General features: G+C 44.1%; 20 protein-coding genes. 16 read left to right on the top strand and 4 right to left on the bottom strand.

Annotation, left to right across the window (positions count from 1 at the left end):
• Positions 1-27: 27 nt before the first annotated feature.
• Complete coding sequence (gene nrdA, locus ACED41_RS18770) at positions 28-2,310, bottom strand: class 1a ribonucleoside-diphosphate reductase subunit alpha (protein ID WP_017060992.1); 2,283 nt, start codon at positions 2,308-2,310, stop codon at positions 28-30.
• Positions 2,311-2,818: 508 nt separating this feature from the next.
• Positions 2,819-3,562: a bifunctional 2-polyprenyl-6-hydroxyphenol methylase/3-demethylubiquinol 3-O-methyltransferase UbiG gene (ubiG, locus tag ACED41_RS18775; RefSeq protein ID WP_017063556.1), complete on the bottom strand. Its 744-nt coding sequence runs from the start codon at positions 3,560-3,562 to the stop codon at positions 2,819-2,821.
• 258 nt (positions 3,563-3,820) lie between these two features.
• Between ubiG and gyrA the strand changes: the two genes are divergently transcribed.
• Both gyrA and ACED41_RS18785 read left to right on the top strand, forming a co-directional pair.
• A complete protein-coding gene (gene gyrA, locus ACED41_RS18780; RefSeq protein WP_017072500.1) occupies positions 3,821-6,463 on the top strand; it encodes a DNA topoisomerase (ATP-hydrolyzing) subunit A in 2,643 nt (880 codons plus the stop codon).
• A gap of 169 nt (positions 6,464-6,632) precedes the next feature.
• Positions 6,633-7,262, top strand: coding sequence for a tetratricopeptide repeat protein (locus tag ACED41_RS18785; RefSeq protein WP_017066842.1), 630 nt, complete (start codon positions 6,633-6,635; stop codon positions 7,260-7,262).
• Between the two features lie 25 nt (positions 7,263-7,287).
• Here ACED41_RS18785 and ACED41_RS18790 read toward each other — a convergent pair whose 3' ends face one another.
• Together ACED41_RS18790 and nrfA are read right to left on the bottom strand one after the other, a co-directional pair.
• Entirely contained in the window at positions 7,288-7,632 is a 345-nt protein-coding gene (locus tag ACED41_RS18790; RefSeq protein ID WP_017063559.1) for a rhodanese-like domain-containing protein, read from the bottom strand.
• 125 nt (positions 7,633-7,757) lie between these two features.
• Entirely contained in the window at positions 7,758-9,188 is a 1,431-nt protein-coding gene (gene nrfA, locus ACED41_RS18795) for an ammonia-forming nitrite reductase cytochrome c552 subunit (protein WP_029235145.1), read from the bottom strand.
• Positions 9,189-9,670: 482 nt separating this feature from the next.
• Here nrfA and nrfB point away from each other — a divergent pair, with 482 nt between their 5' ends.
• The 14 genes from nrfB to ACED41_RS18865 form a co-directional block, all read left to right on the top strand.
• The gene (nrfB, locus tag ACED41_RS18800; protein ID WP_371725453.1) at positions 9,671-10,255 is read left to right on the top strand and encodes a cytochrome c nitrite reductase pentaheme subunit; all 585 of its coding nucleotides are present in this window, start codon (positions 9,671-9,673) and stop codon (positions 10,253-10,255) included.
• A 3-nt stretch (positions 10,256-10,258) separates the two neighbouring features.
• Positions 10,259-10,945, top strand: coding sequence for a cytochrome c nitrite reductase Fe-S protein (gene nrfC / locus ACED41_RS18805; protein ID WP_371725454.1), 687 nt, complete (start codon positions 10,259-10,261; stop codon positions 10,943-10,945).
• A gap of 2 nt (positions 10,946-10,947) precedes the next feature.
• Complete coding sequence (gene nrfD, locus ACED41_RS18810) at positions 10,948-11,922, top strand: cytochrome c nitrite reductase subunit NrfD (RefSeq protein WP_371725455.1); 975 nt, start codon at positions 10,948-10,950, stop codon at positions 11,920-11,922.
• 167 nt (positions 11,923-12,089) lie between these two features.
• Positions 12,090-13,994, top strand: a complete 1,905-nt coding sequence (locus ACED41_RS18815; RefSeq protein ID WP_371725456.1) for a heme lyase CcmF/NrfE family subunit — start codon at positions 12,090-12,092, stop codon at positions 13,992-13,994.
• A complete protein-coding gene (locus ACED41_RS18820) occupies positions 13,987-14,541 on the top strand; it encodes a DsbE family thiol:disulfide interchange protein (RefSeq protein ID WP_102332079.1) in 555 nt (184 codons plus the stop codon). Before ACED41_RS18815 ends, ACED41_RS18820 begins: the two co-directional genes overlap by 8 nt.
• Complete coding sequence (gene nrfF / locus ACED41_RS18825; RefSeq protein ID WP_017063564.1) at positions 14,538-14,978, top strand: heme lyase NrfEFG subunit NrfF; 441 nt, start codon at positions 14,538-14,540, stop codon at positions 14,976-14,978. The genes ACED41_RS18820 and nrfF overlap by 4 nt, the downstream gene beginning before the upstream one ends.
• Before the next feature lie 89 nt (positions 14,979-15,067).
• Positions 15,068-15,244 (top strand): hypothetical protein, encoded by a 177-nt coding sequence (locus ACED41_RS18830; protein ID WP_017063565.1) that lies wholly within the window; start codon positions 15,068-15,070, stop codon positions 15,242-15,244.
• Between the two features lie 249 nt (positions 15,245-15,493).
• Entirely contained in the window at positions 15,494-16,090 is a 597-nt protein-coding gene (ribA, locus tag ACED41_RS18835) for a GTP cyclohydrolase II (protein ID WP_009848836.1), read from the top strand.
• Positions 16,091-16,266: 176 nt separating this feature from the next.
• Positions 16,267-17,526 carry an imelysin family protein gene (locus tag ACED41_RS18840; RefSeq protein WP_371725457.1) on the top strand — a complete coding sequence of 420 codons (1,260 nt, stop codon included), beginning with the start codon at positions 16,267-16,269 and terminating at the stop codon, positions 17,524-17,526.
• Between the two features lie 110 nt (positions 17,527-17,636).
• Positions 17,637-19,025 (top strand): di-heme oxidoredictase family protein, encoded by a 1,389-nt coding sequence (locus ACED41_RS18845; RefSeq protein WP_371725458.1) that lies wholly within the window; start codon positions 17,637-17,639, stop codon positions 19,023-19,025.
• A gap of 158 nt (positions 19,026-19,183) precedes the next feature.
• Positions 19,184-20,245 carry an imelysin family protein gene (locus ACED41_RS18850; protein WP_243583450.1) on the top strand — a complete coding sequence of 354 codons (1,062 nt, stop codon included), beginning with the start codon at positions 19,184-19,186 and terminating at the stop codon, positions 20,243-20,245.
• Complete coding sequence (locus tag ACED41_RS18855; protein WP_371725459.1) at positions 20,235-21,323, top strand: DUF1513 domain-containing protein; 1,089 nt, start codon at positions 20,235-20,237, stop codon at positions 21,321-21,323. The genes ACED41_RS18850 and ACED41_RS18855 overlap by 11 nt, the downstream gene beginning before the upstream one ends.
• Before the next feature lie 80 nt (positions 21,324-21,403).
• Positions 21,404-22,942, top strand: a complete 1,539-nt coding sequence (locus ACED41_RS18860; protein ID WP_371725460.1) for a murein L,D-transpeptidase — start codon at positions 21,404-21,406, stop codon at positions 22,940-22,942.
• Between the two features lie 153 nt (positions 22,943-23,095).
• The coding region (locus ACED41_RS18865) for a twin-arginine translocation signal domain-containing protein (protein WP_371725461.1) at positions 23,096-23,269 on the top strand (174 nt) is incomplete at its 3' end.

The raw sequence follows: 23,269 nt of genomic DNA on the forward strand, positions 1-23,269 counted from the left end.
CTCTGGGGTCTTAATGTTTATTGCGGTTTAGATCTTACAACCGCCGCCTTCACAATCTTCTTCCGGCACTTGAACTGCATCGCCTTGGTCGTCTTTAGCACCATCACGAGTGTTATGGTAGTAAAGCGTCTTAACACCGTACTTGTACGCTGTTAGTAGGTCTTGAAGCAGCTTCTTCATTGGTACTTTACCGCTGTCGTAAACACTTGGGTCATAGTTAGTGTTTGCAGAGATAGCTTGGTCAACGAATTTTTGCATGATACCCACTAGGTGTAGGTAACCGTCGTTAGAACCAATGTTCCAAAGTAGCTCGTAGTTCTCTTTAAGATTTAGGAAATCTGGAACCACTTGCTTAAGGATGCCGTCTTTCGATGCTTTCACTGATACGTAACCACGTGGTGGCTCGATACCGTTAGTCGCGTTCGAGATTTGAGACGATGTCTCAGAAGGCATAAGCGCTGTTAGCGTAGAGTTACGCAGACCGTGCTCCATGATCTCTTCACGTAGAGAATCCCAATCGTAGTGCAGTGGCTCTTCACATACTAAGTCGATATCTTTTTTGTAAGTATCGATTGGCAGTAGGCCTTTCGCGTAGTTGGTCTCGTGGAAAGATGGGCAACGGCCTTGCTCTTTCGCTAGTTCAACAGATGCTTTTAGCAAGTGGTATTGAATTGCTTCAAAAGTACGGTGAGTCAGGCCATTCGCGCTGCCATCAGAGTACTTAACACCATTCTTCGCTAGGTAGTATGCGTAGTTGATTACACCTACACCTAAAGTACGACGGTTCATTGTCGACTTGTATGCAGCTGGAAGCGGGTAGTCTTGGTAATCAAGCAGTGCATCTAGAGCACGAACAACCAGCTCAGAAAGCTCTGCTAGGTCGTCCAGTTCATTGATTGCGCCAAGGTTGAATGCTGAAAGCGTACATAGTGCAATTTCGCCTTCGTCATCTTCTACGTTAGAAAGTGGCTTAGTAGGAAGCGCGATTTCTAGACATAGGTTCGATTGACGAACAGGTGCTACTTCAGAATCAAACGGGCTGTGTGTATTACAGTGGTCAACATTCTGAATGTAGATACGACCAGTAGAAGCACGCTCTTGCATTAGCAGAGAGAAAAGCTCAACGGCTTTAACCGTTTCACGCTTCACTGAAGGATCGTTTTCGTACTTAACGTATAGCTCTTCAAAACGGTCTTGGTTTTCGAAGAACGCATCGTAAAGGCCAGGTACGTCTGAAGGTGAGAACAGGCTGATGTTGCCACCCTGAACTAGGCGAGAGTACATAAGCTTGTTCAGCTGTACGCCGTAATCCATGTGACGAACTCGGTTCTCTTCAACGCCGCGGTTGTTTTTCAGTACTAATAGAGACTGAACTTCACCGTGCCATAGTGGGTAGAATACCGTTGCTGCACCGCCACGAACACCACCTTGAGAACAACATTTTACTGCTGTTTGGAAGTATTTGTAGAAAGGGATACAGCCTGTGTGGAACGCTTCACCATTACGGATTTCAGAACCAAGCGCACGGATACGACCTGCGTTGATACCAATACCAGCACGTTGAGATACGTAACGAACAATTGAGCTTGCTGTCGCGTTGATTGAATCAAGGCTGTCACCACACTCGATCAGTACACAAGAACTGAATTGACGAGTAGGCGTACGTACACCAGACATGATCGGTGTAGGTAGAGAAATCTTAAACGTAGACGATGCGTCGTAAAAACGTTTGATGTAGTCAAGACGAGTCGATTTCGGGTATTTAGCGAATAGACACGCAGCAACTAAAATGTAAAGGAACTGAGCACTCTCGTAGATTTCTTTCGTTACACGGTTTTGCACGAAGTATTTACCTTCGAGCTGCTTAACCGCTGCGTAAGAGAAGTCTAAGTCACGTTTGTGGTCGATGTACTCGTCAAGCTCTTCGAATTCAGCTTTCGTGTAATCTTCCATAAGGTGGCTATCGTATTTACCCATATCAACCAGTTTTGCAACGTGGTCATACAGTGCAGGCGGCTCGTATTCGCCGTACGCTTTTTTACGTAGGTGGAATACAGACAGACGTGCTGCTAGATATTGGTAATCAGGAGTCTCTTCAGAGATTAAATCCGCTGCTGACTTGATGATAGTTTCATGAATGTCAGTAGTGGTGATGCCATCGTAAAACTGAATGTGAGCTTTCAATTCTACTTGTGATACAGAAACATTGTGCAAGCCTTCAGCTGCCCATGTAATCACGCGATGGATCTTCTCTAGATCGATCGTTTCTTTGCGCCCGTTACGCTTGGTAACAGTAAGTTGTTGGTTCATTCTGCTTAATTTCCCTAACAAAACTGAACAAGGCCGTGTTTTTGTGTATTTCTGTGTAATTTTTGTAAATTACGTTTCGGCTTTGTGATCTTGGTCTACCCATACATTGTAGTTCAAACACAACATATAGGGGTCATTTGTTTGTTGGGTTACAAGATAGTGCTACAACTGATATTTTTCAAGGTAAAGAAATGGGGTTGCTTGTGGATAAGTGGTGGATTGAAAAAAAACTGTAAGTGACCACTAACTGATGAGGTTATATGTGACTTGATTGTATAAAAGTCGGCTTTTAATGATGCTTTATTTTTGCACGCCCATAAAAAAAAATTCCTTGATCTTTGGCCAAAATGGGCGATTGATTTTAGGCGATTAAATTTAAATCGAGGTGGTCAAAATGGAAGCTAGCGCACGAAATTTAGACTGAAAAAAGTCGCAAAGTTATGGTAATTGCAACTCTTTTCATTCGTCTTTTTTACAAAAGGTTTTACGGTAGGGCTACCGATATTTTTTAGCCAAAGTTTTGCGTGTGGACGATGTAGTTTACGTCTACATTTGTGCCTAAACGATAAGTGTCCGTAAGAGGATTGTAGTGCAGCCCTGTAATCCCTAGTTCTTGCAGCGGAGTGTTATCGACCATCTTGATAAGTTCTGCAGGGCGAATGAACTTCTCGTGCTCATGAGTGCCCTCAGGAACAATCTTAAGTAGCTTTTCTGCACCAACAATAGCGAACAGGTAAGATTTGAAGTTACGGTTCAAGGTAGAGAAGAACACGTGACCACCCGGTTTCACTAATTTTGAACATGCACTAATCACAGATTGTGGATCAGGAACGTGCTCTAGCATTTCCATACATGTCACCACATCGTAAGTTTGTGGATTCTGTTCTGCATGGTCTTCGATGGTGCTCTGGATATAATCGAGCTTGGTGCCAGTTTCCAATGCGTGAAGACGTGCCACTTCTAGCGGTTCTTTACCCATATCTAGGCCAGTGACTACTGCGCCCTCAACAGCCATGCTTTCAGCCAAAATGCCGCCACCGCAGCCAACATCGAGGACTTTCTTACCAAATAAACCTTCGGTCTTTTCTAGCACGTAATTTAGGCGCAGTGGGTTGATTTGATGTAGTGGCTTAAATTCGCCTTCTAGATCCCACCAGCGCGACGCCATGTCTTCGAATTTTTTGATTTCTGCTGGGTCTACGTTCTGTGATTTAGTCATAATCGGCATTTCCAAGTTAAATAATGCATCCATGAAATTGCAGGCATTATAACTTGCCTTTTCGCTCTGACCAGAAGATCTACAATTTTGCTAGTTTATTGGATGTAAAGTGACCATGTTTCAGCAAGATATGATGCGGAGGTGCAATTTCTCATCAATTGATTGGCTACAAGGGTCACAAGATGGTAAAAGGAGAGGGAAAGTGATGCCTCCGTAGGTAAATTTGTGTTATATTTTTCGGTCTTATACGTATTCAAAAATACGATCTGACTATAGAGGGAAAATGGCTCTATGAGCGATCTAGCGAAAGAGATCACGCCCGTAAATATTGAAGATGAGCTTAGAGGTTCATACCTAGACTACGCGATGTCCGTCATCGTTGGTCGTGCCCTTCCAGATGTGCGTGATGGCCTAAAACCTGTACACCGCCGCGTTTTGTTCGCGATGAATGTACTAGGTAATGATTGGAACAAACCATATAAAAAGTCTGCTCGTGTAGTAGGTGATGTAATCGGTAAATACCACCCACATGGTGATAGTGCTGTATACGATACTATTGTTCGTATGGCGCAACCGTTCTCACTGCGTTACATGCTAGTTGATGGCCAAGGTAACTTTGGTTCTATCGATGGCGACTCCGCGGCTGCAATGCGTTATACCGAAGTTCGTATGGCGAAAATTGCTCACGAGCTCCTGGCTGACCTTGATAAGGAAACTGTGGATTACGTACCGAACTACGATGGTACAGAACAAATTCCAGCAGTACTTCCTACAAAAATTCCTAACCTATTGGTAAACGGTGCTTCTGGTATCGCAGTAGGTATGGCTACCAACATCCCACCACATAACCTTGGTGAAGTTGTTGATGGCTGTTTAGCATTTATCAATAATGAAGATATCACTATTGATGAGCTAATGGACTATATCCCTGGTCCTGACTTCCCAACAGCAGCACTTATCAGTGGTCGTAAAGGCATCGTAGATGCTTACAAGACTGGCCGCGGTAAGGTTTACATGCGTTCAAAAGCGGATATCGAAGTAGAGAAGAATGGTAAAGAAACCATTATCGTTACTGAGATCCCTTACCAAGTAAACAAAGCTCGTTTGATCGAGAAGATTGCTGAACTGGTTAAAGATAAGAAAGTAGAAGGCATCAGTGCACTGCGTGACGAGTCTGATAAAGACGGTATGCGTATTGTTATTGAATGTAAGCGTGATGCAGTAGGCGAAGTGGTTCTTAACAACCTATACGCTCAAACTCAACTGCAAACGACTTTCGGTATCAACATGGTTGCGTTGAATAACGGTCAACCACAGTTGTTCAACATCAAAGACATGCTTAAGTGCTTCGTAGACCACCGTCGCGAAGTTGTGACTCGTCGTACTATCTTCGAATTGAAGAAAGCACGCGACCGTGCACACATCCTTGAAGCATTGTCTCTAGCACTTGCTAACATTGATGAAATCATTGAACTGATCAAGAGCGCGCCAACACCAGCAGAAGCTAAAGTTGGTTTAGTGTCTCGTGGTTGGGATCTTGGTAACGTTGCTTCAATGCTTGAGCGTGCAGGTACTGATGCGGCTCGTCCTGATTGGTTGGAAGACCAATACGGCATCCGCGATGGTCAATACTTCCTAACGGAAACACAAGCACAAGCAATTCTAGAACTTCGTCTTCACCGCCTAACTGGCCTAGAGCACGAGAAGATTCTAGACGAGTACAAAGCCCTTCTAGAAGAAATCGCTGAGCTAATGCACATTCTTGCAAGCACTGAGCGTTTGATGGAAGTTATCCGTGAAGAACTTGAAGCAGTACGTGAAATCTATGGCGACGAGCGTCGTACAGAAATCACAGCGGCAGTTCATGACATCGACATGGAAGAGCTGATTGCTCAAGAAGACGTTGTAGTAACGCTTTCTAACGCAGGTTACGTTAAGTACCAAATCCTAAGCGACTACGAAGCTCAGCGTCGTGGTGGTAAAGGTAAGAGTGCAACTAAGATGAAAGATGAGGATTACATTGAGCGTCTGCTTGTTGCTAATACTCACGATAACATCCTATGTTTCTCTACTCGTGGTAAGACATACCGTCTGAAAGTTTACCAACTGCCATTAGCAAGTCGTACTGCTCGTGGTAAGCCTATCGTTAACATTCTTCCTCTAGAAGAAGGTGAGCGTATCACGGCTATCCTGCCTGTTTCTGAGTTCTCTAACGAGAAATTCATCTTCATGGCAACGGGTGACGGTACTGTTAAGAAGACATCACTGGATCAGTTCGCAAACGTACGTGCTAACGGCCTAATTGCAGTTAACCTACGTGACGATGATTCACTGATTGGCGTTGACATCACTAACGGTGATAGCGACATCATGCTGTTCTCTAAATCGGGCAAAGTTGTTCGCTTTAACGAGGACAAAGTACGTGCAATGGGCCGTACTGCCTCTGGTGTTCGTGGTATGAAGCTTCCAGAAGACGATCAAGTAGTATCGTTGATTGTTCCTTCTAACGAAGGCGATATCCTAACTGTGACTCAAAACGGTTACGGTAAGCGTACTGAACTAGCTGAATACCCAACGAAAGGCCGTGCAACGCAAGGTGTGGTTTCTATCAAAGTCTCTGAACGTAATGGCCCAGTTGTTGGCGCTGTTCAAGTTGAAGAAGGCGACGAAATGATGATGATCACCGACGCAGGTACGCTAGTACGTACTCGCGTTGCGGAAGTGAGCCAAGTTGGTCGTAACACTCAAGGTGTAACACTGATTCGTACTTCTGACGACGAGAACGTTGTAGGTCTACAACGTATCGACGAAGTAGAAGAAGCTGAGGTTGTTGAAGGCGAAGCTGAAGTAGCAAACGCTGAAGCAGCAGTCGTTTCTGAATCAAGTGAAGAGCAAGCATCAGACGCTTCTGATAGCGAGCAAGACACTGAGTAATCTTTCACTTCTATAAATAGAAGTTGAGACAAAAAGCCGAGCCATTGTGCTCGGTTTTTTATTACCTAGAATTTGGCTGTGACTTGTTTAAAAGCCAATAGCTAAACCTCGATCAATATTGTTTTAGTGAGAAAAAGGTACAGTAAAGCGTCAATGAAAGGAGAATGGAATGGATATCTGGTTACTGATTGCTTTGCTGCTAATGAGCCTATTTCTAGTGGCAATCGTGATCGCATCAAACAGAAAAACCAGTCATCTTAAAGGCAACCTCCTTATTTCATGTGTGGCGATATTAGCCAGCATTCTGGTTTGGTCTCAGATGAAACAAGAAGCCCCTCAACTTACTTCAAGTGACGACAGCAGCTATACAGCAACAGATTTCCAAAATGAACTTCAGCAGAGCCTGGAGCAAGACCCTAATCAATCAGACCTTTGGTTTAAGCTTGGTGGCGTTTATATGCAGAAAGGGGAGTTTGATGCTGCATTTACCTGTTACGACTATGCGATTCGTTTAGACCCACAGGCGCCTTCAGGGCTTTATGCAGCTAAAGCGAGCGCCTTGTATTACCTAAGTTCACAGGCGATGAGTGATGATGTGAAAGTGCTCTTAAATCAATCCATGGAGCTTGATCCCAACGATCGTACGGCATTGATGTTGATAGCGACCGATCACTTCATCAGTATGCGCTACCAACAAGCGATCGATGCTTGGACTCAAATTCTCGATTCTAACCAGAAAGGCATTGATCGTGTCTCTATCATCCATTCGATCAACCAAGCTAAGCAAATGATCCGTTAAACGGGCACTATCTGTAATTTCGAGATTATTTGCTTTCTTGCATCTCAATTAAACCGCCAGCGTTGTGGATCTGTGTAAACCCTTGAGCTTTCAAATACTGGTAAGCTTGTCCTGAGCGGTTACCACTGCGGCAATACAAAACGATAGGTTGAGCTTTGTCTATGCTGGCAAAGTGCGTAGCGACTTCAGAAAGAGGGTAGTTAATCGCATTGTCCAGATGACCTTGCTTGAACTCTCCTGGTGTCCTGACATCAACGACCAGCGCACCTTCCTCAATCATTTCCCACCCTGTTTCTGCTCGTTCTGAGGCGTGAAGTCCTGAACTTGTTAATGCGATGCATAATGCCGAAAGCGAAAGTAAGTGCTTCATTCTTTGTTCCTTGAATTAGCTAAAAGGTAATGTGAAATTGGGACGGTTGAGTGCGCCCAAATCTAAAAAACCAGCCACACCTTTACAGTGTGACTGGTTTTATCTTATTGGTCTATTTGAAGGAACTAGTATTCGTAGTTAGCTTCACGCTTTTCAGCTTGCTCTTCCCACTTAGGAACCACGGTGTCTAAGAAGTGTTGCTTCTCAGCATTCATCTTATCCATGTCCATTCCTAGCGCTTTCTGAGCGGCTTCTTTGGTTGAGATATCTGGAATCTCGATTGGATCGGTAATGCCTTTCTTCGCAAGTAGACGAACAATCTTAGTTCGCGCGTCTGCTGCGCGGTCAACCGCCGTTCCAAGAACCTCTAGGGCTACTTCAGGCGCGTGCATGTGAACACCATGAGATGCGATAGCGTAGTCCCAACGCCATTGCGCATGACGAATATCTTGTAAGATAGGTGCCATCTCTTGTTCTGTTGCGCCTGCTTCCCATGCTGCGCCTGCTTCAAAGTGAGCGGCTACGATTTGTTTCTCAGCGGTCAGCTTCATGTTTAGTACTTGAGCTTTGCGGCTTGAAACGATGTTACGCATGGTCTCTTTAGATTGAGTATGGCAGTTAGCACAAGTGTCTTCGAAGCGGTCAAACGGGTTACCTACTTTATGGTCGGTGTAAACGGTACCGTCTTCTTTCGTCACTTTAGGCATGTGGCAGTCAACACAAGCGACGTTGTTCTTACCGTGAATACCTTCACGCCAAGTTTCGTAACCTGGGTGCTGAGCCTTTAGCATTGGTGCTTTAGAGACTTTATGTGTCCAATCTTTAAAACCAATCTGATCGTAGTACTCTTCCATCTGTTCAACACGCGTCCCTTTATCCCAAGGGAATTTCACACCTTTTGTTGGACCCGTGAAGTAGTATTCCACGTGACACTGAGCACACACAGAGGCTTGCTGATCAAAGCGACCTTGCTCTTCGAAGTTCTTCCCAATCGCATCGAACGCACGTTCAACATAAGGACGAGTGATCTTTAGTGCAGGTTCGCCATTTTTAAAGCCTTCACTTTGAGTATCGTGACAGTCGGCACAACCAATTGGATTGACTATCTCGCTGCCAAGACGAGCCCATTTACCTTCAAAGTAGCCGTCTTCACCACGCTCTTCAATAACGCGTGCTACGTCTGGGCTTTTACAGCTCCAGCACGCCATTGGCATTGGGCCTGAATTTTCGTCGGTTGGTCCGCCAGTACGCAGGGTTTGTCTTACATCATCAACCGCATAAAAGTGGCCGCGGGCTTTGTTGTAGTCTTTCGCGAAACCGTAGCCCGCCCATAGAATAACCATGTTTGGATCTTCTTTTAGTGCGTCTTCAATGGCTTCGCTCTCTGACGTTTGTCTCCATGAATGGTATTGATCTGGGTGGTTTTGCTCGAACTGGTCGTTACGAGGATCACCAATTTCTTTTTGTTCAGACGCAGCAAAACTGGTCGCGCTTACTAGTGATGCGCTAACCATTAATAATGCTGTGACGGAATTACGTATCCAATGCTTTTTCACAGTGATATCTCCAATATACTGATTTTTATACCAAGCGTTGTGAGTTTGCTATTCAAATTAAGAACTGGAGAATTGCTGTTTATATTAATTCATAAATAAACACATTTTGTTACGTGTCGGATGTTTGCTTGTTTTAGATCAATTAATGACAGTGACTTCAATCACGTTGAAGTTTATATAGCCCTAAAGGGGTATGTGGACATCAAGTTAGACTGGTCTTATTGAGAATTATTATCATATATAACAAATAATTACCCGACATGCCCTCACTATAAATAGGGTGATTGTGTTCACATATTACCCTTTGTATATTTCGCTTTACCTAATTAGGGGTATATTCTAAATATAGAAAGCGTTGTGGCTTATCCAAAATAAGAATTGATATCATTTAAGCGGTAATAATATCGTTTAAGGGTACTTTTGTTTAACCGGAATATTATTTAGTTGAGAGTTAAATAATGCCGGTATAAGGAAAGGATAAAATGGGCAATATTAAATTGGCCATAGTCATAATGCTTAAATCCCTTCTAGCATTCTGCCTCTATGGTTATTCCATTCATGCTGTTGCAGAGCCTGCTGTTACGCCAGTAGGAGAGTCAACAAGACATGAAGTCGAATTAATACGTGACAAAGATTACAAGTGTGTCCAATGCCATAAAGATTCTAAAGAAACGGTATTTGGTTCACATGGTGAGAGTGCGCACGCTTTGCTTGGCCGTGAAGTGAATTGCACAGATTGTCATAGTTCTATTGGCCCCGATCACCGTGATGGTGCACCTGAGGTGGTGAAGTATCGCGCGGCTCAATCACAACCCGGAACCGAAAAGGTTTTCCTCGATCCTAGCTTAATCCTAGATGCCAACAGCCAATGTATAGATTGTCATAAGCCTGATGATCTGAGCGAAGCGAGCTGGACTCACGATGTTCACGCACAGAACTTAACATGTTCAAACTGCCATGATGTTCATGCGACAGAAGCTAAGGTGCTGAGCTTAGATAAAAAGCAAACCATCAAGCTGTGTGTGGATTGCCATTCAGACTTCAACCAGAAGAAAGAAGGGGAGTAATCTATGAGCTGCTCAAGAAGAAACTTTTTAGCTGGCGCGGGTGCCGTTATTTTCACAACTGGTGTTGCAGGTACTGCAGCGGTTACAAGCCGCAAAACGCTGGCTAATGTTCAGGAAGATGGCACCAAGCGTTACGGAATGGTTCATGACGAAACCGCTTGTATTGGCTGTACTGCTTGTACTGAGGCGTGTCGTGAAGTAAACAAAGTGCCTGAAGGCGTATCGCGCTTAGAAATCATAAAGAGCGAACCTCAAGGTGAATATCCAAATGTTGATTACCGTTTCACTCGTAACTCTTGTCAACATTGTGATAATGCACCTTGTGTGATGGTTTGCCCAACAGGCGCGGCCTACAAAGATGAAAAAACCGGCATTGTCGACGTTCATCAAGAGAAGTGTGTCGGTTGTGGCTATTGTCTATTGGCTTGCCCATATCAAGTGCGCTTTTTCCATCCTGAGAACAAGTCCGCAGATAAATGTAACTTCTGTCGTGATACCAATCTTGCACAAGGGAAGTTGCCTGCTTGTGTCGAATCTTGCCCGACCAATGCGCTGGTCTTTGGCGATCTAAATGACCCTGAGAGTGAGATAAACCAGGTACTTCAATCTGAGGTGGTTTACAGAGATAAAGCTTATCTAGGTACTCAGCCAAAACTCTATAAAGTGCCACACCAAAAAGGGGAGATTTGATTATGAGTGCATGGGACGCAGCTTTTCAGTCTGGTACGGTGGTATGGGACTGGATTATAGCAATCTATCTATTTCTCGCGGGGATGTCGGCGGGTGCCGTAATGATCTCCATTTACCTAAAGCGTAAGGTTATTGAAGGCGATCCTGCTCATAATGGTGTGTTAAAGGCCACGGCTTTTCTTGCGCCATTTGGGATCATTTCAGGTCTGCTTATCTTGGTTTTCCACCTGACAAAACCGTTATCCTTTTGGAAGATCATGATCTTCTATAATCCAACGTCTGTGATGTCGATGGGTGTGATCTTATTCCAAGTATATATGGTGATCTTATTCCTTTGGATCGGCATTATATTTAGAGACCAAATAGTCGTGTTCTTGAATGATCAAGCATGGCTAAAAGGGCGACTTGATTTTGTCGGTAATTGGATTGGCAAATTAGAAGTGTTTGAGAATGCTCTGGAAATATTCTTAGCTGTTCTTGCTCTGATGCTTGCTGCTTATACCGGATTCTTGCTTTCAGCTTTAAATACTTTCCCACTATTGAATAACCCAGTGCTGCCGATTTTGTTCTTATTCTCGAGCTTATCTTCGGGAGCGGCGGCGTGTATTTTATTTGGTGTGCTGGTCTTTAAGGAGTCTCCGCATAGTGCGAGTATTTCTTGGATCCACGGCTTCGAACGTCCTGTTGTTATGTTTGAACTGTTTGTCCTTGTTACTTTCTTCACTGGGTTGATATTTGCTGGTGGTCAAAGTGAGCAGGCAGTATGGAACGCGATTGGCGGTGGTTTCTGGGCAAGTTGGTTCTGGTATGGCGTAATTGGTGTGGGTATGGTTTTACCCTTGTTGCTTAACGCCGTGACACCAGCATCGGTTCGCCATAGTACTGTGTATATTTTCTCTGTTACTTCATTGAGTCTGATGGGCGTATTAATGCTAAGAACGTTTGTCCTTTATGCAGGACAATTAACGTTAGCTTAATTTCGCTCAAGGTTATAAGTGAGTGGATGTTGGATACTAAACATCTGCTCACTAAATTTCTTTTCGCTGAGTAGCAATAGCTAGTTGAGTTACATCAGCTAGTTGAGCAATCAATGCCAATAATGGTTTAACTTGGTTCTGCTTAGGTAGAGCCTGATTGAGGTGATATGGTCGGTTCTTTGGGGCTGTTTAGTTTAATTTTGGTCGCTGTTCTCAGCAGCATTATCGCTGTGTATTCGATGTATCAAATGCTAACTAAACAAGCACAAAATGTGGCTTTAATTCGCAGTTTCTCCCTCTCTAGCGCTTTGTTTTCCATTGGCGCTATCGTTTTACTTGGCTATGCCTTTGTAGGTGACGACTTTTCCATCCTCTATGTTGCAGAACACTCCAATACTCAATTACCCACCTTCTTCAAAATGGCCGCTGTGTGGGCTGGACATGAAGGCTCATTGCTATTTTGGGTCTTAACCATTAGCTGTTGGTCGGGTGTGATTGCCCTACAAAAGCAATATTCTTCTGAGTATCAGAGCCGCGTATTGTGGGTGATGAATGTGTTACTCGCGATATTTGCATGGTTTACCTTATTTGCTTCGAACCCATTTGAACTGAATTCGACCTTGCCACTTGAAGGGCGTGACCTTAACCCAATGCTGCAAGACGTTGGTTTGATATTCCATCCGCCTCTGTTGTATTTGGGTTATGTTGGTTTCTCTGTGGTCTTGGCATTTGCTGTGGCCGCTTTGCTGGTGGATCCGATTGAGTTCGATTGGGTCGCTCATTGTCGCAGTTGTTGTTTGGTCGCTTGGATCTTTTTAACCGCAGGGATCATTCTTGGTTCTTGGTGGGCATATTACGAGTTGGGCTGGGGCGGCTGGTGGTTCTGGGATCCGGTTGAAAATGCAAGTTTGTTGCCGTGGCTTACTTCGACCGCTTTACTGCACAGCCTAGGCGTTGCTAAGGGCAAACAACAGTTACTGAAATGGTCTCTCAGTCTCGCTTTCATTACGTTTTGTTTGAGTATCTTAGGCACCTTCATTGTTCGTTCTGGTGTACTCACATCGGTACACGCTTTTGCCGTCGACCCAACCAAAGGTATCGCACTGCTTCTTATATTAGTTCTGGTACTGGTGAGTTCATTTTCTCTGCTTATCGTCAGAGGGGAATCTTTTGAATCAAGCCCGATTACCAGCTTCGCCAGCAAAAGCTTTTTGAGCTTAGTTGCGGTACTCATCTTTGTATTGGCCACAATCGTGGTTGTGTTCGGCACGTTTTATCCCATGATATTTGAACTGCTTGGACTGGGAAATATCTCGGTCGGTGCGCCTTACTTTAACCTCTTGATTGCACCTTTGGCTTTGCTTGCGTTGGCTGTCGTCGGCCTTGCCCCATTGCTGAGTATTAAGCCTCAAGCATCGAAAGGCGTTATTACGTTGATCGCTCTAGCATCTATTGGTCTCGGGTTCGCCTGTTACGTTTTGCAAGTAGAGAAGATTCAAGTGATGGCTCTGATGACATGGTCACTCGCATTTTGGGTTTTACTCACTCATGTGTATGGCTTGGTGGTAACACGCAGTTCCAAGTTCCAACGCAAAGTCTGGGTGATGACCTTTGCCCATGTTGGGGTTTCAGTGTTAGCGGTAGGTGCCGCGATGAATAGCTACCACTCGTTTGAGCGCAGCTATAAGTTAAGCCCGGGTGTAGAAGTCGAATTCATGGATTGGACGCTTTCTCATCGTGATACGGAGTTGTATGTCGCTTCAAACTTTACTGCAGAAAAAGCGATACTCAGCCTAGAGTCTGGCGAGCAGTGCTTTCCTATTTCGCCGGAAAGAAGACACTACCAAGTTCGTGTTATGAACATGAGTGAGCCTGCAATGAAGTGGTTCTGGCATGGCGATGTTTATATCACCATGGGCGAGAAAGTCGATTCCACCGCTTACGCATTTCGTGTTCAGTATAAGGCGTATGCGCGCTGGATCTGGTTTGGTGGGCTGTTCTCCATTATCGGCGCTTTGCTCTCATTGACTCATCGTAAAAAGAAAACCGTCAAGGTGTCACAGTATGCATAACAGCGTTCGTAACAAGCTAATTACTCTAATTGCCTTAGCATTGATTGTGGTGCTGGGATTTGTCTTTGCGCTTGATAATAAGCAGCAATCGACCATGGTGTCTGAACAACAAAGGGCATTTCCAGAATTTACATCGAGTGCGTTAGTGAATAGTGAAGGCGTCAGTGGTCAGCAGAAAGTTACGCTTACTGATGTCACGCAGCACCCTTATCAACTGGTTAATGTATGGGCATCTTGGTGCGGGATATGTAAAACCGAACATTCATTTTTGCTTCAACTTCACGATAAAGGCATTCCCATCGTTGGGCTCAATTATCGAGATAACTCTGGGGCTGCGATTAACGTGTTATCGAACGATGGCAACCCGTACTTAACCGTGATCAGTGACCCTCAAGGCAAGTTAGCGTTAGAGTTGGGCGTAATCGGCACACCTGAAACGTATTTGGTTGATGCCAATGGCCAGATCATTAAAAAGCTATTGGGCGTGATTAATGAAATGGTATGGAAAGATGAGCTTGCGATGTATTTTGATGGTGTGAATGGATGATGAAGTCTCTAATACAAACCTTGTTTATGCTGTCAGCTCTTTTAGTGATTAGCCTTTCAACCATGGCTGAAGATCTGTTTACTGCCAGTAATACAGAGACGAGTATTCAAGTTGAACTGTTTGAGTTTGAAAACCCAGAACAACAGCAACGTGCTATTAGCTTGGCGAAAACGTTACGCTGCCCACAATGTCAAAACCAAAATCTGATTGAATCCAACTCACCAATAGCAAAAGACTTACGCCTTGTTGTGTTCAATATGGTGAAAGCAGGGAAGAGTAATAATGAGATTACTCGATATATGACGGAAAGATTTGGTGAATTTGTACTTTATAAGCCGGCGATGAAGGTTTCAAATCTATTACTTTGGTTGCTACCGAGCCTATTATTTCTCTTATTTATATATTTATCAGTAAAAAGTGTTAGGAAGAGCTCATAAAAATTGTGTATTACTGTTTACCAATTGACCTGTATTTTGTAACATTGACCGATTATAAAGGCTAAGCACTGCTATATAAGGATGTATCTGTGGATAACGTAATCTCAAATTTAAAGAAAGAGTTCCATACTCATGTCCGATCTGATAAATGGGCAGAAAAATACAGTGCAAAGTCGAGCATTTCTACGCTTACTCAAGAAGAGTTAACCGAATTAGAGAACGCTTGGGTTCAGCTTGTCATCTGGAAGCAAACTCAAGTAAGTTGATCGTTCTGTAAAAAATCGTAGTCTTAGCCGCAACTGATTAATTTATAACCCCATGTTGGTCATCCCAATGTGGGGTTTTTTCTTATGTGAAAAATAATTGTTATATTATAACAATTTGTACGAGGTCGACCTTGAAAAAAATTGTTAACAGCCTCATAGTGTCTATCATTAGATAGTTAGCTACAAAATATTGCCTAGACATATAATGTAGTGTTGTTAAATACATCGAATTTTCAAGTGAGTATAGCTATGGCGGAAGTGCGTGCCAGAATAGATTTCAAAGTAGGGGTAACAAGCAGTATTGATGCTGAACTTCTGTCTTTTCATGGATTGAAAACAGATAAAGAGCATGTTGCTGTGATATTTAAATCAGCAGACAAGACACAAGACATACCTCTTGTTCGTATGCACTCTGAGTGCCTGACTGGTGATGTTTTCCATTCCTCTCGCTGTGACTGTGGTGAGCAGCTAGACGAAACCATTAGAATTATGGGTGAGACGGGTGGAGTGATTCTTTACTTACGCCAAGAAGGTCGTGGTATTGGTTTATACAATAAAATCGATGCATACCGCCTGCAAAGCGAAGGCATGAACACCTATGAAGCCAACAACCACCTAGGTTTTGGCGATGACCTACGCGATTTTACTGAAGCTGCTGAAATGCTACGCGCCTTAGGTACTACAAAAATCCGCTTAGTCACCAACAACCCTAAGAAGATCAATGAGCTAAAATCTTTTGGTATTGAGATTGAAGAAGTGGTGAATACCTCTGCTCATATCAAATCGGGTAATGAAAGCTACCTGAAGGCAAAAGTCTCACACGGTAAGCATAATCTGGATATCTGATTAGCCTCTTTGTTACGCTTAACATAAAAATGTTTAAAGACCTCACATATGTGAGGTTTTTTTGTATTTATCTTGCAATAAAATTGTAAGTTTGTATTATTTCAATCCGTAGTGCAAATGATAATGGTTTGCACTATTACTACGAATAATAATTTAAAGCTCAACAAGGATGCTTCATGACCATTAAATCTTTAGTGACAAAAGCCGTAACTTCGTCACTCATTTTTGCCTCTGCTTCTTCTTTCGCAGCAGTAACTCAAGATCAAGTTGTAGAACATTACGCAGATATTGCGCATGCAGTGTTTGCAGATTCAGTAATTACAGCAAAAGCGTTGAACTCTTCTATTGATACCTTCTTAGCTTCTCCTTCTGCTGGCAACTTCGAACAAGTAAAACAAGCTTGGCTTGAGTCTCGCGTACCATACCAACAGTCAGAAGTTTTCCGCTTCGGCAACGCTGTTGTTGATGATTGGGAAGGCCAACTGAACGCATGGCCACTAGATGAAGGCCTGATTGATTATGTTTCGACTGATTACCAATATGAACTTGGTAACGAAGGCGCTAGCGCAAACATCGTGGCTAACAAGACTTTCCAAATTGGTCAGACTACCGTTGATGCAACCAACATCACCCCTGAGCTAATCGCAGACTTGAACGAGATCGGTGGTTCTGAAGCGAACGTAGCGTCTGGCTACCACGCAATTGAATTCCTACTTTGGGGCCAAGATTTAAACGGTACAAACAGCGGTGCAGGTGAGCGTGCTTACACTGATTTCGTTGTTGGCGCTGAGTGTACTAATGGTAACTGTGACCGTCGTGGCGCATACCTAAAAGCATCAGCTGAACTTCTTATCCAAGATCTAGAATGGATGGAAAAACAGTGGGCTGAAGGCGAGAAAGGTAACTACCGTCAAGAGCTTCTTTCTGAATCTAGCGACAACGGCTTACGTAAAATGCTATTTGGCATGGGTTCACTGTCTCTAGGTGAACTAGCGGGTGAGCGTATGAAGGTTGCACTAGAAGCAAACTCTACTGAAGACGAGCACGATTGTTTCTCTGATAACACGCACAATTCTCACTACTACAACGAGCAAGGCATCTACAACGTTTACACGGGTCTATATAAGCGTGAAGACGGTACTCTGCTTTCAGGTCCAAGCCTGTTTGACCTAGTAGAGCAAAAAGATGAGCAAGCTGCGAAAGAGATCCAAAAGCAGTTTGACCTAGCACGTGCACAAGTTGGTCAACTAGTAACGTCTGCTGAGAAAAACAACCAGCACTTCGATCAGCTAATTGCTGCTGACAACTCTGCGGGTAACGCACTAGTAAACAAAACGATTGTTGCGCTAGTGTCTCAAACCGCTGCGATTGAGCGTGCCGCTGGTGTTATTGGTATTGATAGCCTTAACCCAGACACGGCTGATCACGAGTTCTAAGAACCCGAGACGAAAACAATTAAGGGCTCTCATTGAGCCCTTAATTGTTTGTTATTCAAAAAAGTTACTCCCACATAAAAACTAAAATCAAAAACACCGCAAGGCAATGTATGAAGTCGTATCTATCAGCCTCACTATTAACCGCACTGTTTTTCTTATCGCCATTACATGCCCATGAAACTTACTCTGGTGGTAAAACGACTGTGAAGAAAGAGGGAGCGAATGCTTTTTCTCTTCCTGCAGCCAATCTACCAATGAGCAAACGCTTGGATTTCAGTGTTGGTAACAGTTTCTTCAGAAACCCTTGGGTACCTGCACCCTCATCAACCGATGCGCGTGATGGGTTAGGCCCACTATTCAACACCAACGGTTGTCAAAACTGCCATATTAAAGATGGTCGTGGTCATGCGCCTGAAAAAGGCGATGAGAACGCGGTTTCCATGCTGGTTCGCTTGAGTATTCCTGCTGAAACACCAGAGCAGAGACAAGCCTTTATTCGCGATGGTGGCATTCCAGAACCGACTTACGGTGGACAGCTACAAGATTTCGCGCTTCAAGGTGTGAAACCAGAGGGTAAAGTGAACATCAGTTACACCGATGTTCCTGTTGAATTCAAAGACGGCACGGTTGTTACTCTACGTAAACCAACATTAAAAATCACTGAACTCGCGTTTGGTAAAATGCACCCTAAAACAGAATTTTCGGCTCGTGTTGCGCCACCAATGATCGGCCTAGGTCTGCTTGAGAGCATCCCACAAGAAACGATTCTTGGCTTCGCGAAGCAACAAGCTGCGGACAGCCAAGGCGTAACAGGCAAAGCCAATTATGTTCTCGATGTTCAAACCAACGAAATGGCTCTAGGCCGTTTTGGTTGGAAAGCTGGGCAGCCAAACTTAATGCAACAAAATGCGGCGGCGTTTAACGGTGATTTGGGCTTAACGAGTCGCTTATTCCCGAATGAAAACTGCACATCAGCGCAATCAACTTGTGATGATTTTCCAAATGGTGGCAAACCAGAAGTCAGCGACAACATTCTAGATTTTGTTGAGTTTTATTCTCAGCATCTAGCGGTACCTATTCGTCGTAATGTCGACAATCCAGTCGTTGTTCAGGGTAAAAAGCTGTTTAAAGACGCGGGTTGTCAAAGTTGTCACCAAGCTGAATTCCGCACGGCAGAGCGTGAAGGTTTGCCTGCGTTGTCTAAGCAATTAATTAGCCCATATACCGATATGTTGCTGCACGATATGGGTGAAGGCTTAGCGGATAACCGTCCTGAGTATCTTGCGAATGGCCAAGAATGGCGCACAACACCTTTATGGGGATTAGGCTATACCAAAGAAGTGAATTGCCACACGTTCTTACTTCATGATGGTCGTGCGAGAAATGTTATGGAAGCTGTGCTTTGGCATGGCGGCGAAGCAGAAATGGCGAAACAAAACGTTTTAGCTCTTAGTAGCAGCGAGCGTGAAGCGCTATTGGCGTTCTTAAACTCGTTATAGGCTGAGTTGAATTCAGTTTAGTTAACGGCTAATGACTTAAGAAAGTCGCTATCAAACCACTTAGCACCGCTGAACTTGTAGGAATACGAGGCCAGCGGTCGTTTCGTATTTAATGAACTCATATAATTAAAAGAAAAATTAGGAAGTAAGGTAACAGCATGACACATAAATTTTTGTTAATGCCTTTGTCGGTATTAATCATGGCAGGCTGCCAATCATCGGGTGAGCAAGCCGCTTCATCTGAGGTTAACGGTGTGTCTTATCAAGCAGACACGACCGACCACATCAGTCGCAGTGTCTATCAACAAGAGTTTGATTCTGCAGTCCTATTCGCCAAGCAAGCCAACGAGCTAGAAGTCTTGATGCAGGGTTACTGCCAAACTAATGATGTTGAGTTAGGTGCTTTGAAAAGTCAGTGGCAGCTCACCATGAACAGCTGGATGGCACTACAAGGCCAAGAAAGAGGCCCAACAGCAGCGCTTGAAGAGAGCTGGAATGTTCAATTCTGGCCAGACAAAAAGAACACGACGGGTCTTAAGATGCGTCAGCTAACTCAGCAGAAAAAAGCTTGGACTCAAGACGAAATCGCGCAGCAGAGTGTGACCGTTCAAGGGCTAGGTGCGTTGGAATGGTCGCTTTATGACGAGCAATCGCCACTGCTTCAAGACAAAGCGCTAGGTTGTCAATCATCACAAGCGATTACTGAAAACTTAGCGATTAAGTCATCTTCGATTGCACAGGCATGGCAGGTTAACCCTTGGTTAGCGCTAGACGAGACTCGCTGGGAGTCTGAATACATCGCTTTATTGACCAACCAACTTGATTACAGCATGAAAAAGCTGAGTCGCCCGATGGCAAAAATTGGTCATCCGCGTCCTTACTTCTCAGAATCATGGCGTGCACAAACCTCGATGACTCAACTAAAAGCGAATGTAGCAGCACTTCAGAATTTGTACCTTGCCGATGGCAATGGCCTAGACGGCTTGTTGAGAGAGAAGGGCTTAAACGACCTAGCTGATCGCGTTGCTGACCAGTTCACATTGACGCTAGATACTTGGCCTACAGACTCAAGCTTGTTTGAGTTATTGCAGAGCAAAGAGGGCTATCGAGATGTGCTGACTCAATACAACAAACTAGAACGTTTGAAGTACCTGATTCATGAAGAAGTGGCGATAGAGCTTGGCGTGGTAATAGGATTTAATGCTACCGATGGTGACTGATACTACGCGAAGAACGCTACTCAAGGCTGCACTGGGTTGTGCAGCTGTTCCAATGCTTCCGTTTGGCTGCGCTAGTCGCTCTGGTGCTGTGAGCTCATCTAGTGAGCCTCAATTAATCGGTTGTGCGCTGAGCGGGCGAGGCCAATATTCAGCGGTTGTGGCTGACGAATATGGAATGCCATTGAGTCAACTGCCGATCCCAGATCGTGGTCATGGCGTCGCGATTTGCCCAACCTCATCACATGCGGTGGTTTTTGCTCGTCGTCCTGGTGACTATTTTATGGTGTTTGACTATAAAAACGGTCAGCAGATCAAAATGGTCGTGAAAGGTAAGAACCGTCACTTCTATGGTCATGGCGTTTACTCATTAGATGGCAAGTTACTGTATGCCACTGAAGGGAAAACGGACAGCAGCCAAGGTGTGATTGGCGTTTACGATGTCGCGCAAGGCTATCGTAAGGTCGAAGAGTTCAGCGGTTTTGGTATTGGGCCTCATGAAGTGATCATCATGCCGGATAGTAATCTCGCGATCGGCGTTGGTGGCGTTCATACTGATGGTAGAACACCGAAAAACCTCGATTCGATGCAGCCGAGCTTGAGTTATGTTTCTCCTGAAGGTGTGTTACTTGATCAGGTTGAATTGTTGGATAAGAAGCTGAGCATTCGACACTTAGCCCATGATGGTGCTGAAACCGTGCTTTGTGGCCAGCAATATCGTGGTGAACCAGATGAGTATCCTTCGCTATTGGCGATGCATACTAAAGGAGGCCAGTTTGAATCACTTAACGCAGAGCCAGAGCAATGGGCAAGGTTCAATCACTATATCGCCAGTATTGCGGCGTCAGACGATTGGATTATTGCGACTTCGCCAAGAGGCAACTGCTACGGTATTTGGTCTAAAGAAACCAAAGAATTAGTAGAACTGTCTGCATTATCTGACGCTTCTGGTGCTGTGCTGCTTGATGGTGAGTTTCGATTAAGCTCTGGGGCGGGAAGTGTGGTAAGCCAGAGCAAGCCTTATGAGAAATCAACTCAGCAATCATCGGTCCAGTGGGATAACCATTGGAGTTCAATCTGATTTATAAAGCCTCTTAAAAATAACATGCTTACTCCGATTTCTTTGCCATACTTATGAGATGGTTGGTGATGGAGTTAAGCATGTTCGCAAAATACTTCTGTGGATTATTAGTTCTAGTTTCTGTGCACGCATGGAGCTATACGAGTTCTGACGAGAGCCGATTTCTTCCGGCTGATTCGGAGCTTTCTTTTATGCTGATTTATCCAGAGCTTACCCAGAGTATTTATCAAGACTCGTCTCTGCCTATTCTTTGGGATTCACCTGAACTGGTTAAGGCGTTTGAATTTCAATTGTCGCTTCTCGAACAAGCTCAAATGGCACCACTCTTCGAGCGACAACTCAAGCAAATTCGTCACTATCAATCTCATGCTCAATGGCAAGAGTTGGACATATTACTCACCGATACCTTTATCTACTACCTGAGCTACGTTGAAAATGCGCCGCTTGCCGGTAAAGATTGGTACTTCTCGGGCAAGTTGCATTCCAAATTACCCGCGCCTTCTCCGCATATTCTGATGAGATTGAAAAGCAGCGTCGCCAATGATTACTTATTGGAAATGGTGTTGTCTTACGCGCCGCCTGTTGGGGATTTTGACCAATTCAAAGCAACCTATTCGGTGTTAGAAACCGCCTCTGAACTCAATATTGAACGATATAGACAGAAAGGTTTGAAGCGCTTGGGTGACGAGCTTTCAGACAAGACGGTTCTTGTTGAGCGCATTGCTTTGGTTGGTGTTGATACCTCGATGATCGCGGTCGATTTTCCCAAGTTCGATCGAGATCTGCAAAAGGCGATTAAATCTTTCCAACGCATGCACGGTCTTACGGATGATGGGATCATCGGGTCAGACACGATCAAATGGATCAATATGGGCTTTGATGATCGACTTACTTCCCTAGCATTGAACGCCGAGCGTGCCCGCTTATGGCCAAGAAATAGAGACTCACTGATTGTGGTGAATGTACCTAGTTTTGATATGAAGTATTGGGAAGATGGGGAAGAGGTTTTTGAATCTAAAGTTGTGGTTGGGAGAAAATCGAGAAAAACACCACTCTTAGAGATAAAGCTTGATTCGGTTATCTTAAATCCGACTTGGAACGTGCCATGGAAAATCATGGTTAAAGATATCTTGCCTAAAGTAAAAGCCGACGAGAGTTATCTTGAAACACACAATTTTCAAGTGATCGATGGTTGGCGTTCGATGGAAACTGTCGATACTACCGAGATAGATTGGCAAACGATTAACTTTAACTCTTTTCCTTATCGAATGCGCCAGCAAGCAGGCTCTAGTAACGCATTGGGTTTGTATAAGTTCAATACGCCCAACAAGCGAGCCATCTATCTCCATGACACCCCAAGTAAAAGCTTGTTTAACGATGACTTCCGCGCCTATAGCTCTGGTTGTATTCGTGTTGAGCATGCCGAGGAACTCGCGGAGTTGTTATTTGCGACTAAGGTAAAGAAAGTGCCGAATCAGGATGATGAACTTGCGCCCAATACTAAGGTTCGTCTCAAGAAACGAATTCCAGTGCATATCATTTATCAAACCGTGTTGTTTGAAGAAGGAGGCATACAATACCGCGGTGATATCTACCAATATGATAAAGAGGGCGGTTGATTGAAATATGGTCAAGAAAGGTGATCTTGACTGAAAAATGACAACCAAGCTTCTATTGATAAAATTATAATGAGTATCAATAACTAACCGTGCAAAGGTTACAAATACTAACGTTTTGCACGGTTTTTGTACGTTGACGCAGCAAATTCCATTATGTATCGTGCATTTTTTGTTCGATCTAATTGGTTTTTTTGCTGTATGTCTCAAAGTTTATTTTCACGCCGTCAGTTTCTGACTTACGCTGGTGGTACTGCTGTAGTCGCCTCTCTTACTCCTTCTATCGCTTTCGCTTCATACCCGGATCAACCAAGAACGATTAGCATGAAC

Origin of the sequence: Vibrio sp. 1F255 (genome assembly GCF_041439145.1) — a bacterium.
Taxonomy (GTDB): Bacteria; Pseudomonadota; Gammaproteobacteria; order Enterobacterales; family Vibrionaceae; genus Vibrio; species Vibrio crassostreae_C.